The organism is Caballeronia sp. NCF2, assembly GCF_023631205.1.
Classification (GTDB): domain Bacteria; phylum Pseudomonadota; class Gammaproteobacteria; order Burkholderiales; family Burkholderiaceae; genus Caballeronia; species Caballeronia zhejiangensis.
This window is the reverse complement of sequence record NZ_JALQDN010000057.1, coordinates 13,220-28,292: the sequence shown is the minus strand read 5'-3', so window position 1 is coordinate 28,292 and position 15,073 is coordinate 13,220. Positions and strand designations below refer to the sequence as shown.

The window sequence follows — 15,073 nt, the reverse complement described above, 5'->3', positions numbered from 1 at the left end:
ACCTGTTGAGCCTGGAGAAAGCGCATGCGCCTGTTATTGGTGGAGGACGACGAGATGATCGCGGAGACCGTGCTCGCCGCGTTGCGCCGCGCCGGTTACACGGTGGATTGGGCGCAGGACGGACGGGCCGCGGAGCTGTCGCTCGGCAACGGCGTGTACGACCTCGTGCTGCTGGACCTGAACCTGCCCAAGCGCGACGGCCTCGACGTGCTCGCCACGTATCGCAAGAACGGCGGCGACGCGCCCGTGATGATCCTGACGGCGCGCGATGCCGTTGATGACCGCATCCGCGGCCTCGACGCCGGCGCGGACGACTATCTGATGAAGCCCTTCGATCTCGACGAGCTCGCGGCTCGCGTCCGCGCATTGTTGAGACGCCGCACCGGGCACAAGCATCCGGTGTACTCGCACGGCGAGCTGACGCTCAATCCGGCCGCGCACGAGGCGACCAAGGGCGGCGTCGCGCTCAATCTCGTGCCGCGCGAGTTCGCGCTGCTGCAGGCGCTGATCGAAGAGCCGTCGCGCGTATTTCGCCGCCCCGAGCTCGAAGAAAAACTGTACGGCTGGGGCGAGGAAGTGGGCAGCAACGCGATCGAAGTCCACGTTCACAGCTTGCGGCGCAAGATCGGCGCGGATGAGATCGTGACGGTGCGCGGCGTCGGTTATCGATTGAAGAGGATCGGATGACAACGATCCGCCGATGGCTGCTCGGCTGGCTCATCTGCAGCCTTGGCATCGCGTGCCTGATTGCGGGCGTCGGCATATTCGACGCCGCGCGCCTCGAAGCCGGCGAACTCTTCGACTACGAACTGCGCACCGTCGCGCTCTCGCTGCCGCATAACATCACCGCCGACGACGTTGCAGAGGGCCGCAATCCCGAACTGCACGGCATCGCGGACGACCGGCTCGTCATCGACATCTGGGATCGGACGGGCCGCCTCATCTATCACTCGCCGCGCGAGCCCGCCTTGCCGCGTTTCGGCGACGGTTTCGAATCGGCGGAGCGGGAAGGGTATCGCTGGCGCGCGTTCGGCGTCGCGCAGCCGGATCGCTTCGTGCAGGTCGCGCAGCCTTATTTCATCCGCGACGATCTCGCCATGGCGCTCGCATTGCGCACGATCTGGCCGCTCGCATTGCTGATTCCGGTGATCGTCGTGATCGTGCTTCTCGTCGTCGCGCGCGGGCTTTCGCCGGTGCGCTGGCTGTCGCAATCGCTCGTCGCGCGCTCGCCGGAATCGCTCGAGCCCGTCGTCTTCCACAAGCCGATGCCCGACGAGCTGCGTCCTCTCGTCGATGCGTTGAATGGCCTGCTCGCGCGTCTCTCGGAGGCATCGCAGGCGCAGCGCACGTTCGTCGCCGATGCCGCGCACGAACTGCGCACGCCGCTCACCGCGCTCAAGCTGCAAATCCAGGGCGCAATCGGCGATGGCTCGCTTCAGGTCGATGCCGCGACGCTCGCGAAGATCGACGGCCGGTTGAATCGCCTCATCCATCTCGCGCAGCAGCTACTCAGCATGGCGCGCGAAGACGCCGCGCGCGAAGCGGCCATCGCGCCGATGAGCCTGCGCACGCTCTGCGAACTCCGCGTGAGCGATTTCTCGTTGCTGGCCGAAGCACGATCGATCGACCTCGGCCTGGAACTCGAACATGCGCTGGACGATCACGATCCGTTCACGATCATGGGCGACACGCACGCGCTCGCCGTCCTCGTGAACAACCTGCTCGATAACGCGATCCGTCACACGCCGCACGGTGGGCGCGTCGACGTGACCTTGCGGCGCCAAGCGGATGGCATCGCGCTCACCGTGCTGGACTCCGGTCCCGGCATTCCGCCGGACGAGATCGATCGCGTATGCGACCGCTTTTATCGTTGCGTCGGGACGTCGGGACACGGCAGCGGGCTCGGTCTCGCAATCGCGCTGCGCGTCGCGCAACGGCATCACGCGACGCTCGACGTCAGGAACCGCGATGACGCGAGCGGTCTGATCGTCGCGGTGCGCGGCTTGTGTCCGGTTGCGTCGGCGGCGCGCGCGAAGGATGTCGTCAGCGGAATGCATGCCTGAATGAAACCGCAAGAAGCGGGGCGTCGTGCGCTCGCCGCGCGGCGAAGCTGCTCGTTTCATCTTTCATGGCGGTCTGTCATGAAGACACTCGTTCTTCTATGCGCTTGTCTCGCGTGGACCGGCGCCGCGCTTGCAACGGACGCAGCGGAAGCGCCCGTTGCGGCTTCGTCCGCCGCACCGGAACCGAAGACCTTGAAGGAACGTCTCGGCGACAAGGCCAGCGACGATCAACGCGTGGACAATTGCCACGTCCCGGCGGACCGGCGCGGCACGAAAGTTCGTCCCGACAAGTGCATGCCTTGAAGCACGCGATTGTGTTACCTTTGACGTGGTGAACCATTTGGTACAAATTCAGGAGCCCGCCTTGTCATCCACTCAAGCATCGTCCGTCCTGCGCCTCGGCATTCTCGGTGGCGCGAACATCGCCAGACAATTCACGCGTGACGTGAGACCGAGCGAGCGCGTGCGCGTCGTCGCGGTCGCGAGCCGCAGCGACGAGAATGCGCAAGCCTTCGCGCAAGCAAACGGCATCGAAAAATGGTTCGGCAGCTACGACGCGCTGCTTGCGAGCCCGGACATCGACGCGGTTTACATTCCGCTGCCGAACAGCCTGCATGCCGAATGGGCGATCAAGGCCGCGGATCACGGCAAGCACATCCTGTGCGAGAAGCCGCTCGCGCTCGATCGCGACGAAGCCGCGCGCATGTTCGAGGCCGCCGATCGCAACGGCGTGCTGCTGCTCGAAGCGTTCCCATACTATTTCCAGCCGCAGACCGCGACGATGATGGCGCTAATCGGCGAAGGCGCGATCGGCGACGTGCGCGCGATTCAGGCGAACTTCGGCTTCACCGTCGGCAATCCCGGCGCAAACATCCGCATGAAGCCCGAGCTCGGCGGCGGCGCGCTGCTCGATGCGGGGAGTTATCCGCTGAGCCTCATTCGTCTCGTGATGGGCAGCGCGCCGCAACGCGTCGATGCAATCGCGACATGGGCCGACAGCAACGTCGACATCAGCCTCATGGCGACGCTCATCTACGCCGATGGCCGCCGCGCGCAAGTCTCGTGCTCGATGGATGCGGCGAATCATCGGCACGCGACGATCATCGGCACGCAGGGCACGATCGACACCGAATATCTGAATCACACGAGCGCGCAGACGGCGGGCGATCAATACGGCTATCTGCCGAGCCAAATGCGCGTGCGTCGCGGCATTCCGAATTCGGTGCCGTTCGAGACGGTCGAGTCGGACACCGGAAGCGGCTTCTTCTTCGCGGCGGAAAGCTTCGCGCGCATGGTCGCAACGCACGATGCCGCCGCCATCGAGTACTACGCGCAAGTGAGTCTCGACAATGCCGCGACGCTCGCCGCGATCATCGCAAGCGCGCGCAGCGGCAAGCCCGTCACGCTGTGATTCGCGCGCGAGCGCATCTCGTCAACGCCTGACGATCACCACTTCCATGTATTCGCTCGGCACGACGAGCGAAGACGGTCCCGCAACATTGCAGCGTTCGAGCAGGCCGCCGATCTCGCGTTCGAGATCGGCCTGCTTCGCTGCATCGAGCGCCGCGAACGCGCGATGCACGGGCCCGTAGAAATCGCGGAACACCTGTATCCAGTGCGCCGGCGATTCATAGCGCATGTTGAAGTACTTGCGTACGCAACGAATATCAGCTGCCTCGGCGCCGAAGAGCGCGACGAGATGCGGCTCGGTGCCCCAAAGCGCGGGCGATTGCAGCCCCGCGGGCGGCGGCGCGTAAGCGCCGATGATCTTGAACAACTGGCCGATGAAACCTTCGGGCGTCCAGTTCGCCATGCCGATGCGTCCGCCGCTCTTCGCCACGCGCAGCATTTCGCTCGCCGAGCGCCTGTGATCCGGCGTGAACATCGCGCCGAATGTCGACAGCACCACATCGAAGCTGCCGTCGTCGAAGGGCAGGTTCTCGGCATCGGCGACCTCGAAGTCGATCGCGAGTCCTTCGGCTTGCGCGCGCGCACGGCCTTTTTCGAGCAGCGCCGGAACGTAATCGGTCGATGTCACGCGGGCAAAACGTCGCGCGGCGGCGAGCGTCGCATTGCCGTTGCCGGCGGCCATATCGAGCACGCGCTCGCCGGCGCGCACATCGATCGATTCGGCAAGCATCTCGCCGACGATCTGCAATGTCGTGCCGATCACCGCGAAGTCGCCACTCGCCCAGGTGGCTTGCTGGCGGGCCTTGATCGCGGCGAAATCGGGTTGCTGTGATTTGGCCGGCTCGTCGCAGACCGCGGATGTATTCAACGCATGCATGGTTCGTTCTCCAGTTCCGGATGATGTGTCGAGCGTCGCCCTGATAGCGGGCAGATGCAGTATCCCGTTACCATCGCTTCGACGCCTGTCCGCAAGTCGCCGCGAATTGTCCGTTCGTCCGCTTTGCGATGCTTACGATCACCGGGAGACGCCATGAGTCTCGACATCCTGTCCGACGTGCTGCGCACCGTGCGCTTGCGCGGCGCGCTGTTCTTTCACGTGAGCGGCAATCGAAGCTGGGCGGCCGAGGCGCCGCCCGCGCGCGACATCGCGAGCATCGTCATGCCGGATTGCGAGCATGTGATGGAGTATCACGTCGTGACGCACGGCAACTGCTGGGGCGCGCTCGTCGGCGAAGCGCCGGTGCGTCTTGCGAGCGGCGACATCATCGTGTTTCCGCACGGCGACGCGCATGTGATTTCGAGCGCGCCGGGCATTCGCGCCGAAGCGGATATCGATCCGTTCTCGATGAAGATCGATCAGCTGCCCTTCACGCTGACCTACGACGCGGTCGAGGCGCGCAACAATCGACGCCCCGACGACGCGTATGAAACGATGCTCGTATGCGGCTTTCTCGGCTGCGATCTGCGTCCGTTCAATCCGCTGATCGCGACGTTGCCGCGCCTCTTGCATCTGAAGGAATCGGGCGCGCAGGGCTGGATTAATCACTTCATGCAGCAGGCCGTCGTCGAATCGCGTCACAAGCGGCCGGGCGGCGAAGCGATGCTCGAACGCATGAGCGAGATGATGTTCGTCGATGCCGTGCGCCGTTACGTCGATGTACTGCCCGATGAAAGCCGCGGCTGGCTCGCGGGCCTGCGCGACCGATTCGTCGGGCGCGCGCTCGCCGTCATGCACGATGCGCCCGCGCACGAGTGGACCGTCGAAGAACTGGGCGAGCGCGTGGGCCTCTCGCGTTCGGCGTTGCACGAGCGCTTCAGCGAGATCATCGGCTTGCCGCCGATGCAGTACCTCGTCAACTGGCGCATGCAGGTCGCGGCCGGACTGCTGCGCAACACGAACGCGACGATCGCAGCGGTCGCGCAGGACGTCGGCTATGCATCCGAAGCGGCGTTCATTCGTGCGTTCAAGCGCCTCGTCGGCAAGCCGCCCGCGACGTGGCGCCGGGAGAAAACGCGCGTGGAAGCCGAGACCCAAGCACATTGATTGACGCCGGGCGATTCTCTGACTAGAGTCAGAGATATGAACCCGACCGACATCAGCCAGATTCGCAGCTTCAATCGCACCGTTGCCGAGGGCATCGGTGCGCTCAACGAGCATTTTCTCGGGCGCGGCCGTCCGATGGGCGAATCACGGCTCATCTGGGAAATCGGTGCGCAGGGCGTCGATCTTCGCGTGTTGCGCGAGCGTCTCGGTCTCGATTCGGGTTACGTGAGCCGCACGCTCGCCGCGCTGCAGCGACAAGGTCTCGTCGCGGTCGAGTCTCGTCCCGACGACCGCCGCGTGCGCCGCGCGAGCCTCACCGATGCGGGCTGCGCCGAACGTGAAGAACTCGAAAGGTTATCGGACGCGGTCGCGGGGGGCATGCTCGCGCCGTTGAACGATGCGCAGCGCAAGCGGCTGATCGCGGCGATGGCCGAAGTCGAGCGCTTGCTGCAACCTTCGCTGATGCGCTTCGCGATCGAAGACCCGACGAGCGAGGATGCGCAATGGTGCATCGACCAATACTTCGCGGAGTTGAACGCGCGCTTCGAAGCGGGCTTCGATCCGTCCGTCAGCCTGTCCGCCGATGCGCGCGAATTGACGGCGCCGCAGGGCGCGCTGATCGTTGCGAGGCTGCGCGGCGCGGCGATAGGCTGCGTCGCGCTCAAGTTCCACGGCGCGTCGCCGGCCGAGTTGAAGCGCATGTGGGTGAGCGCCGGCGCGCGCGGACTCGGCGTCGGACGTCGGCTGCTCGAAGAGGCCGAACGGCTCGCGTCGAAGAACGGAGCGAAAGCCGTGCGTCTGGAGACGAACAAGGCGCTCGGGGAAGCGATCGGCCTGTATCGGCGATCCGGCTATGTCGAGGTCGCGCCGTTCAGCGACGAGGCTTACGCGCATCACTGGTTCGAGAAGAGTTTGCGTTGACGCCTCCCGTCAGCGCGATGACGAGATCGAGAAACGCGCGCGTCTTCGCCGGCGGATGATGCCGCGACGGATAAAACGCATACAGCGGAAAGCGCTCGTCGGGCCAGTCGGGGAAGAGGTCGATGAGCTTGGCATCGGCGATCAGATGTTCGTGACCCAGCAGCAGAATCTGCGCGACGCCATAGCCTGAGAGCAGCGTGCTCAGCATCGTGCCGGGATCGTTGAGCGTGAGACGGCCGTGCGTTTCCACCGTGATGCGCTTCTTCTTGCGATGAAACTCCCACGCGAACGGCCGTCCCGTTTCGGGATCGCGAAACTCGATGCACGTATGCGTGCCGTCTGCGAGCGCCTGCGGGGTAGCGGGCGTGCCGCATCGCTTGATATACGACGGCGCGGCGACGGTCCGCACCGGCGTATCGAGCAGCTTGCGCGCGACGAGACTCGAATCGCGCGGCTCGCCGAAGCGCACGGCGAGATCGAAACCATCCGCGATCATGTCGCCGAGACGGTCGCTCGTGATGAGTTCGAGTTGCAGATCGGGATGCGCCTTCAGAAACGCGTCGAGCTTCGGGCCGAGCAGAAGCCGCGAGAAGATCGGATCGACGTTCACGCGCAAGCGGCCGCGCACCGCCGTCGCGCCTTCGGATGCCGTGGCCGCCGCTTCCTCCAGTCCCGCGAGATGCGGCATGACGTGCTCGAAGAAGCGCCGGCCATCGTCGGTGAGCGAAACGCTGCGCGTCGTGCGATCGAAAAGACGAATCTTCAGACGCGCTTCGAGGCGCGCGATCGCGCGGCTCACGCCGGGCTGCGACATGCCGAGCCGATCGCTCGCCGCGGCGAACGTGCCTGCATCGACGATCGCCGCGAACACGCTGATGCCGTTGAGGATGCGTTCGTTGAAGCCGGCCATTCATGCCTCCGCGTCATGGATGAGAAGGCATTCATGTTATCGCGTCACGCAAAAAAACGGGCCCCGAAGGGCCCGGAAGATCACTCCAACACGGTCAACTCATGCGTGGTGCGCTTTCGCGACCTTGTCCACGGAGATCGAATCGGCGCGCAGGCGCTCGTATTCTTGCTGGCTCATCGGCACGGCGTCCTTCTTGCCGAGATCGCTCAGGCGGATGCGATACGTCTCACGCGCCGAGTAAGCCGCGATCGCCGCGATGATCGTCACGCCGAAGGCAATGGCGCCGACCGTCAGCGGAATGTTGTCCGACCCCGGCGGCGCAACGGCCGCGAAGAGTGCGGGCAACAGCGCGGTGATCGTCGTGCCGATGTTCTGCGAGATCGCCATCGCCGAAACGCGCGAACGGGTCGGGAAGAGTTCCGGATAGAAGCTCGGGAAGATCGCGTTATAGCCTTGATACACGACACCCCACATCAGCAGCGACATCAGGAACGCGAGCGGCACGCTATGGATGCTGATCGCGTAGAGATACGCGAAGGCCAGCAGACCGGAGATGAGCGAGCCGCCGATCATCATCGGGCGACGGCCGATCTTGTCCGACAGATTGCCGACGAACGGAATCACCAGCACCGCGACGATGTTGCCGACGACCGGAATCCACAGATACACGCTCTTGTGGAAGCCGATGCCGTAGGAAGACTGCACCGCATACGCCGCACCGAAGATCGTCGCGACCACGGGAATCACGTTCATCAGCGCCATGCAGACGACGCGGATCATGTCGGGCGTGCTGTTGGCGAACGCTTCCTTGATCGGCGACTTCGGCACACCGCCATGCGATTCCTCGGACGTGAACGCGGGCGTTTCATGCACTTCCTTACGGATGATGTAGCCCGCGACCAGCACGAAGGCCGACAGCAGGAACGGCACACGCCAGCCCCACGAGTTGAACATGTCTTCCGGCATGAACGTGGCGAGCGGCAGGAAAACGGCGGCCGCGAGAATCTGGCCGGCCTGCACGCCTTGCAGCGTGAAGCTCGCGTAGTAGCCGCGTCGGCCGAACGGCGCGTGCTCGAGAATCATCGAGCTTGCACCGGAGATTTCACCGGCCACCGCGAAGCCTTGAAGCAGGCGCAACACGACGAGCAGCGCGGGCGCGGCCATGCCGATCTGGTGATACGTCGGCAGCAGGCCGACAGCCATCGTCGAGATACCCATCAGGAACATGCAGACGAGCAGCACGTTCTTGCGGCCGTGCGTATCGCCCAGATGACCGAGCACGAATGCGCCGATGGGACGCGCCACGTAGCCGACGCCGTAGGTCGCGAGCGACGCGATGATCGCCACCTTCGGATTGCCCGACGGGAAGAACAACTGCGGGAAAATGAGTGCAGCAGCCTGGGCGTAAATGAAGAAGTCGTAATACTCCAGCGCCGAGCCGATCCAGCCGCTCGCGGTCGCTTTTTTCGCCTGGCGGCCGCCGTGCGCGTCTTCCTTAGGGCTAGCCATAGAGATGTCTCCGAACAATGGGTTTATGGAGTTGAGCCTGGAATCTGGCCGAGCGGCGGAGCGTTTTGGTTTGTCGCAATACGCGCGCTCTGAAAGTGATTGGAGAATAAAAGCGCAACCCCTTTCGATCAACGATTTATGATAAATTTTGCGCGATTATCGCACGCGCGTGTCCGATAATCGATCACTTTGGGGGTTAGCACTAGCAATTGACTTTGATGGAGCGCCGAAACATCGGCCCATCCATAACTAAACAAGCATGCAAGCATGACTAAACCGGAACTCGACAAGCGCGACTGGATCGCCGGACTGGAGAAGGGACTGGCGATTCTCGAAGCCTTCGACGATCAGCACGCGCGCATGACGCCGACGCAAGCCGCGGCGCGCACCGGCCTCACGCGCACGGCGGCGCGGCGTTATCTGCTGACGCTTGCGCATCTCGGTTACGTGCAGACCGACGGCAAGCTCTTCAATCTCACGCCGCGCGTGCTGCGCATGGGCTGGTCGTATTTCGAGTCGGCGCGGCTGCCGCGGATTGTGCAGCCTTATCTGCAGCAATTGAGCGCGCTGATTCACGAGTCGGTGTATGTCAGCGTGCTCGATGACTGGGACCTCGTGATCATCGCGCGCAATGGTTCGACGCGCGTGATGACGACCGGCTTCGTGCTCGGCGCGCGCGTGCCGGCCGCGCTGATGTCGGGCGGCATCGCAATGCTCGCGTATATGGACGAGGCATCGGTGCGCGGCTGGCTCGAAGCGACCGAGTTCAAGCCCTTCACGCCGCTCACGATCACGAACAAGGAAAAGCTATACGAGAAGATCAGGCAGGCGCGCGTGGATGGCTACGTCGCGATCGAGCAGCAATTGCAGATGGGCGTGCGCGGCATCGCGGTGCCGATGAAGAACCGGCACGGCGAAGTGGTCGCGGCGTTGTCGGCGAACATGCCGATCGGAAAGGAAACCGCCGAGGCAGCGCTTGCCCGCGTGCTGCCGCCGTTGCAGGAGACGGCGTTGTCGATGTTGAACGTGATCTGACCGCGGCGAGATCGCGCAAAGGTGAGGGTTTTCGGGAATGCGTGTCGAATGGCGCTCGCAGCCCTTGTTTAAAGGTAATTTCTGAATCGCCTATGACGCAAAGGTGAGCGTTTTCGGGATCAGACCGCATCATCCTCACTTTTACCTAATTCCCCAGCTCCACATTCCCCCCACGGTTGCAGCGACCAGCGTTCGCAACGCCAAGCGGATATCGACACAAGGAAAGGGGAATCGACATGACTCAGTTCGACGCGAAACGGCTTCTCAGTCTGTCGGCAGCAACGGTCGCCACCGCGCTTTCACTCGGAGTCGGCTCAGCGCCGGTTTATGCGCAGACATCGCCGATCAACATGCGCGTTGCACGACCAACTGAGCTCTGACACGATGACGCTCACGACGCGCCCGTGAAGATCGGGCCTTGCCCGCCCGGCACGAATGCGCGATGCGCGCTATCGCCGTTCGCGCCCGACGCGGGCGCCGGATCGCGCAACGTCACCGCCGTTTCGGGCGTGATCGGCACGCTCGGTTGCGCGAGCAGTTCGGTCTTGCGCATCGAGCCCGCCGACGTCCCGAAGTAATACCCGATGATGCTGATCCACGCGGTCCCGAGCGCGCCGACCACGACGTTCACGAGATCGCGATTCGCCTCGGGCAACGCGCGCAACGCCATCAGCAGCAGAATGCCGAAGAAGCCGCCGGTCACGGCCATCGCGAGGAACTTGGGCACCCAGTCCCTGTTCGCGATGCCCATTGCGCGCGCATCGGCGCGGTCGCCCGCCGAGATGCGCGCCATGTCCGCTTCGAACGACAGACGCGCCTGCGCCGCCGCCACCACGAGTTGTTGCAACTGCAACGAGTTCGCGTTTTCGGCCTGGCTGATCTTGTCGAGCGCGGCGGGATCGTTGAGCGCGGTCGCGACGATATCCGGATCGTTAGGCGTCCCGAGCGCATGGGAGATGATCGCGGCCGCCGTGCTGACGCCAAGCCCGACGGGCCCGCCGATGAGACCCGCGAGAAGAGGCGCCTTCGCGCCGATGGTTGCCGCCACTTTCGACCAGTCCATCATGCTGCTCCCAAAAGAAGATTCGTCGCCATGCGCTCGGTCCAGCCGCGGCTGAACGTCGGCCATGCGTGCAGGCCCTTCAGATAGCGCAATCGATACGCAATGAAGCGCAGGACGAAGCGCATCGGATCGGCGGCTTTCACGGCATCGACGGTATCGGGGCCGAACTTGCCGTCTTCCTTTGCGCCCGATGCCTTCTGCATCCACAGCACGACGAGCCCGCCGTTGTAGTTGGCATCGAAGATCTGGAACGCGACGCGCGGATCGAATTCGTCGAGATGCAGCGGGTCCCAGTACTTCTGCTTCGCGATGCGCTTCGCGAGATCGAGCGGCAAGTCCTTCATCGCGCCCGCATAGCCATAGCCGAGTGCGACGCGCGCCGTCACGCCCCACATCGTTTCGCCGCCCGGGTCCGCCGGATGGAATGAGTAGCCGCCTTCGCTGCCGATCAGCGCTTCGAAGGCGTCGTCGAAGCTGTTCATGTCGATCTCCTTGGCGCCTGCGCGTGCCGCCGGAACCATCGTCGCGGCGCCGGAAGAAACGGGCCGGCGCGCGAGGCGTCGGCCCGGTCGCGTCAAACAGTGGCAGGCAGTCATGACGCGACGGCAGGCCTTATGCATCCGCCATGCCAGTCGGTGCATCGCGCGCGCGAAAGCCTTGTGTGGCAAGGCGCACAGAACGGGAGTAGCAGGCGCGCGGAGATGCGAACTGTCGTGCCAAGGCCAACGCTTTTTCGGCGCCGCTGTGCGGCTCGCGCAGACATCGCACGCTCATTCGACGCTCATTGTCCGCGCCTACGATGCAAGGCATCCGGGCGGCGCGGTCCTGATCGAAACCATCGCACTGCCTTTCATTGACGACGTTTCATCGAAGGAGTAATGCCATGCGCCACTATCCATCGGACAGTCCTCGCGCGGCCGCGCGCATCGTCGTGATGTCGCTGATCGCGGACGGGCATATCGGCAGTGCGGAAATCGAAGCGCTCGAACGGCGCGGCTTCTATGCGCGGCTCGGGCTTCATGCGGGCGAGTTGCACGACGTCGTGCGCGAGGTTTGCGAGGATCTCACGCGATGCTCGTATCTGACATGGGACGACGTGTGCCGCGTCGACCCGCATGTCGTGCATCAGCTCGCGCAGGACGTATCCGACGAGCGCGTGCGACGCGATGTGCTCACGCTGTGCGAATCGGCGGTGGTCGCGGATGGCGTCATGAGTTGCACGGAAGCCGCCGTGATCGATGCCGTGAAGCGCGCGTGGCGCATGCACTGAACCGCGCGAAACTCAACCGGAGACGACATCATGCAACAACACGTTCTCGTCGCAGTGGGACCGGATGGCAGCCATGCAGCGCTTGCGCTCGGCATCGCGCGGGCCCGCGAATGCAACGCGCGCCTCACGGCGCTTCATGTCGTGGACCGCGCGCCGTTCTGGGCGATATCGTCCGCGCAATACGACTTCGGCGTGGCGCTCGCGCAGGTCGACGACCTCGCGCGCGAAGTCGAGAAGCGCACGCTTCAGGCGATACGCGCATCGAGCATCAACGGCATGTGCGTGACGATGGACCTGCCGGGCGGCACGACGCTCGCGCGCACGATCGCGCAGGCGGCGCGCGAGTTCGACGCGGATCTCATCGTGATAGGCCGCACGAAAGCCACGCACTGGCGTTTCTGGGAAGAACGCGTGGCCGATGCCGTGAGCCGCCACAGCAATCGCCGCGTGCTGATCGCATCGAACCGCGCGGGTAATGAAGCGAGCGTTGAAACAAAAGCGACACCGTTACGCTTTACCATCGTCGATTCGACGCAGCGCACAACCCCATCATTCAGTTCGAGAGGAAGCTCGCCATGCCGGATCGCATCATCAAACCGTCCCGACGCACCTTGCTGAAGGGCCTCGTTTCCGGCACGGGCCTCGCCCTGACAGGCGCGGGTCTCGCCGATGCCCTCGCGCAAGGCGTCGCGCCCGCCGTCGTCACCGCCGACAAGTTGCGTCCGCAACTACCCAGCGGCGTGATGAGCGGCGACGTCACCGCGACGAGCGGCATCGTCTGGAGCCGCACGGACCGGCCCGCGCGCATGATCGTCGAGTATGCGGCGAGCGAAAGCTTCAGGACGATTCAACGGCGCATCGGACCGGCCGCGCTCGAAAGCAGCGGTTTCACGGCGCGCGTCGATCTGACCGGCCTGCCGCCCGGCGCCGATGTGTTCTATCGCGTGCGCTTCGCCGATCTCGTCGATGGCAAAGCCTACAGCGAGCCGGTGACTGGACGTCTGCGCACGGCATCGATCGAAGCGGAGAAGCCGATCTGCTTCGTATTTTCCGGCGATGAAGCGGGGCAGGGCTGGGGCATCAACGAGCGCTTCGGCGGCTATCGCATCTATGAAGCGATGCGTCGCGAAGCGCCGGATTTCTTCATCCATCAGGGCGATCAGATCTATGCGGACAGCGTGATCGAACCGGAAGTGAAGTTGCCCGACGGCACGATGTGGACGAACATCGTGACCGAAGGGAAGTCGCATGTCGCGCAGACGCTCGACGACTATCGCGCGGCGTTCGCCTATAACCAGCTCGATAAAAACAAGCGCCGCTTCGCAGCCGAAGTGCCGTTCCTCGTGCAATGGGACGATCACGAAGTGCGCAACAACTGGTATCCGGGACAACTGATCGGCGAAGCGGAGAAGCGTTATCAGACGCGTTCGATCAACCTGCTCGAAGCGCGCGCGAAGCAGGCGATGTTCGAGTACAACCCGTATCGCATCAATCAGCTCGATCCGGAACAGGTGTATCGCGGCTTTCAGTTCGGGCCGCTGCTCGATGTGTTCATGCTCGACGAGCGTTCGTATCGCGGCGCGAACTCGCCGAACACGCAAACGCGTCTCGACGCGGATTCGGCATTTCTCGGCTCGCAGCAGACCGCGTGGCTGAAGGCATCGCTCAAGGCATCGCGCGCGACGTGGAAGGTGATTGCGAGCGACATGCCGATCTCGCTCGTCGTGCCCGATGCGAACCCCGATGTGCCCAAAGGCACCTTCGAGGCATGGGCCAACGCGGACAACGGCGCGCCGTCCGGCCGCGAACTGGAGCTTGCCGACATCCTGCGCTTCATCAAGCAGGAAGACATCAAGAACGTCGTGTGGATTACGGCGGACGTGCACTACGCGCAGGCGACGCACTACGATCCGTCGCGTGCGAAGTTCACGGAGTTCAAGCCGTTCTGGGAATTCGTCGGCGGGCCGATCAACGCGGGCACGTTCGGCCCGAACGATCTCGACATGACGTTCGGTCCCGAACTGCGCTATGTCAGCGTGCCGAAGGACAATCCGCAGAACCGTTCGCCGGCGGCCATGCAGCAGTTCTATGGCCGCGCGAAGATCGATCCCGCGAGCCGCGCGCTGACGGTCTCGCTGCACGACCTCAACGGCAAGTCGCTGTACGAAGTGAAGCTCGACGTCGAGGCGTGAGCGTCGCTTAAGCGGCGAGCTTCGCGGCCAGCTCGGCGACGTGCTTGCCCTGATAACGCGCGATATCGAGTTCGTTCTGCGATGGCTGACGGCTGCCGTCGGACGAAGCGAGCGTCGTCGCGCCGTAGGGCGTGCCGCCGGACACCTCGCTCATGTTCGTGAGTCCCGCGCACGCATACGGCACGCCGACGATCACCATGCCGTGATGCAGCAGCGTCGTATGGAACGATGTGATCGTGGTTTCCTGTCCGCCGTGTTGCGAAGCCGTCGATGAAAACACGCTGCCGATCTTTCCGACGAGCGCGCCTTTCACCCAGAGCCCGCCCGTCTGATCGAGAAACGTGCGCATCTGGCCGGCCATGTTGCCGAAGCGCGTCGGCGTGCCGAAGATGATCGCGTCGTAGTCGGCGAGTTCGTCGACGGTCGCGACCGGCGCCTGCTGATCGAGCTTCACGCCGATCTTCGCGGCCTGATCGGCGGGAATCGTTTCGGGCACGCGTTTGAGCGTGACTTCCGTGCCCGCGACGCCGCGCGCGCCTTCGGCTATCGCTTGCGCCATCGTTTCCACGTGGCCGTACATCGAATAATAGAGAACCAGTACTTTCGCCATGATGTGTCCTTGTGAGAGGGGCTTGTGCGCATTCAAAGATAGCACC

General features: G+C 64.1%; 17 protein-coding genes. 11 read left to right on the top strand and 6 right to left on the bottom strand.

The genetic code is table 11. From position 1 onward, the window contains the following. Nucleotides 1–24: 24 nt before the first annotated feature. From NCS02_RS20370 to NCS02_RS20355, 4 genes are all read left to right on the top strand, one after another. A complete protein-coding gene (locus tag NCS02_RS20370) occupies nt 25–687 on the top strand; it encodes a response regulator (RefSeq protein ID WP_008354227.1) in 663 nt (220 codons plus the stop codon). After that, entirely contained in the window at nt 684–2,063 is a 1,380-nt protein-coding gene (locus NCS02_RS20365) for an ATP-binding protein (RefSeq protein ID WP_008354229.1), read from the top strand. Before NCS02_RS20370 ends, NCS02_RS20365 begins: the two co-directional genes overlap by 4 nt. Nucleotides 2,064–2,141: 78 nt before the next feature. After that, nucleotides 2,142–2,366, top strand: coding sequence for a hypothetical protein (locus NCS02_RS20360; RefSeq protein ID WP_239295342.1), 225 nt, complete (start codon nt 2,142–2,144; stop codon nt 2,364–2,366). A gap of 61 nt (nt 2,367–2,427) precedes the next feature. Beyond that, nucleotides 2,428–3,474, top strand: coding sequence for a Gfo/Idh/MocA family protein (locus NCS02_RS20355; protein WP_175982354.1), 1,047 nt, complete (start codon nt 2,428–2,430; stop codon nt 3,472–3,474). A gap of 21 nt (nt 3,475–3,495) precedes the next feature. Here NCS02_RS20355 and NCS02_RS20350 read toward each other — a convergent pair whose 3' ends face one another. Then, complete coding sequence (locus NCS02_RS20350) at nt 3,496–4,350, bottom strand: class I SAM-dependent methyltransferase (RefSeq protein WP_250503187.1); 855 nt, start codon at nt 4,348–4,350, stop codon at nt 3,496–3,498. A 153-nt stretch (nt 4,351–4,503) separates the two neighbouring features. Between NCS02_RS20350 and NCS02_RS20345 the strand changes: the two genes are divergently transcribed. Together NCS02_RS20345 and NCS02_RS20340 are read left to right on the top strand one after the other, a co-directional pair. Continuing rightward, nucleotides 4,504–5,517, top strand: coding sequence for an AraC family transcriptional regulator (locus tag NCS02_RS20345; RefSeq protein ID WP_250436292.1), 1,014 nt, complete (start codon nt 4,504–4,506; stop codon nt 5,515–5,517). Nucleotides 5,518–5,553: 36 nt separating this feature from the next. Next, complete coding sequence (locus NCS02_RS20340; RefSeq protein ID WP_250436290.1) at nt 5,554–6,438, top strand: bifunctional helix-turn-helix transcriptional regulator/GNAT family N-acetyltransferase; 885 nt, start codon at nt 5,554–5,556, stop codon at nt 6,436–6,438. On the opposite strand, the gene NCS02_RS20335 is transcribed toward NCS02_RS20340, so the two are convergent. After that, nucleotides 6,389–7,348, bottom strand: coding sequence for a LysR family transcriptional regulator (locus NCS02_RS20335; RefSeq protein WP_008354235.1), 960 nt, complete (start codon nt 7,346–7,348; stop codon nt 6,389–6,391). The two genes, NCS02_RS20340 and NCS02_RS20335, sit on opposite strands and share 50 nt — an antisense overlap. Before the next feature lie 99 nt (nt 7,349–7,447). Continuing rightward, nucleotides 7,448–8,857 carry an MFS transporter gene (locus NCS02_RS20330; RefSeq protein WP_008354237.1) on the bottom strand — a complete coding sequence of 470 codons (1,410 nt, stop codon included), beginning with the start codon at nt 8,855–8,857 and terminating at the stop codon, nt 7,448–7,450. A 267-nt stretch (nt 8,858–9,124) separates the two neighbouring features. Between NCS02_RS20330 and NCS02_RS20325 the strand changes: the two genes are divergently transcribed. After that, a complete protein-coding gene (locus NCS02_RS20325; RefSeq protein ID WP_008354238.1) occupies nt 9,125–9,892 on the top strand; it encodes an IclR family transcriptional regulator domain-containing protein in 768 nt (255 codons plus the stop codon). Nucleotides 9,893–10,128: 236 nt separating this feature from the next. Further along, complete coding sequence (locus tag NCS02_RS20320; protein ID WP_250503186.1) at nt 10,129–10,272, top strand: hypothetical protein; 144 nt, start codon at nt 10,129–10,131, stop codon at nt 10,270–10,272. Between the two features lie 11 nt (nt 10,273–10,283). Here NCS02_RS20320 and NCS02_RS20315 read toward each other — a convergent pair whose 3' ends face one another. Together NCS02_RS20315 and NCS02_RS20310 are read right to left on the bottom strand one after the other, a co-directional pair. Then, entirely contained in the window at nt 10,284–10,955 is a 672-nt protein-coding gene (locus NCS02_RS20315; RefSeq protein ID WP_008354239.1) for a hypothetical protein, read from the bottom strand. Further along, a complete protein-coding gene (locus NCS02_RS20310; RefSeq protein ID WP_250503185.1) occupies nt 10,955–11,437 on the bottom strand; it encodes a glycoside hydrolase family 108 protein in 483 nt (160 codons plus the stop codon). Before NCS02_RS20310 ends, NCS02_RS20315 begins: the two co-directional genes overlap by 1 nt. A 401-nt stretch (nt 11,438–11,838) precedes the next feature. Between NCS02_RS20310 and NCS02_RS20305 the strand changes: the two genes are divergently transcribed. The 3 genes from NCS02_RS20305 to NCS02_RS20295 are packed head-to-tail and all read left to right on the top strand — an operon-like array spanning nt 11,839 to nt 14,417. Continuing rightward, nucleotides 11,839–12,225, top strand: coding sequence for a tellurite resistance TerB family protein (locus NCS02_RS20305; RefSeq protein ID WP_008354241.1), 387 nt, complete (start codon nt 11,839–11,841; stop codon nt 12,223–12,225). Nucleotides 12,226–12,255: 30 nt separating this feature from the next. Further along, a complete protein-coding gene (locus NCS02_RS20300; protein WP_008354242.1) occupies nt 12,256–12,843 on the top strand; it encodes a universal stress protein in 588 nt (195 codons plus the stop codon). Continuing rightward, complete coding sequence (locus NCS02_RS20295; RefSeq protein WP_250523269.1) at nt 12,801–14,417, top strand: alkaline phosphatase D family protein; 1,617 nt, start codon at nt 12,801–12,803, stop codon at nt 14,415–14,417. Before NCS02_RS20300 ends, NCS02_RS20295 begins: the two co-directional genes overlap by 43 nt. Nucleotides 14,418–14,424: 7 nt before the next feature. Here the strand turns inward: NCS02_RS20295 and wrbA are convergent, their stop codons facing one another. Continuing rightward, on the bottom strand, nt 14,425–15,027 hold the full coding sequence (gene wrbA / locus NCS02_RS20290; protein WP_008354244.1) for an NAD(P)H:quinone oxidoreductase: 603 nt from the start codon (nt 15,025–15,027) through the stop codon (nt 14,425–14,427). Nucleotides 15,028–15,073 lie beyond the last annotated feature (46 nt).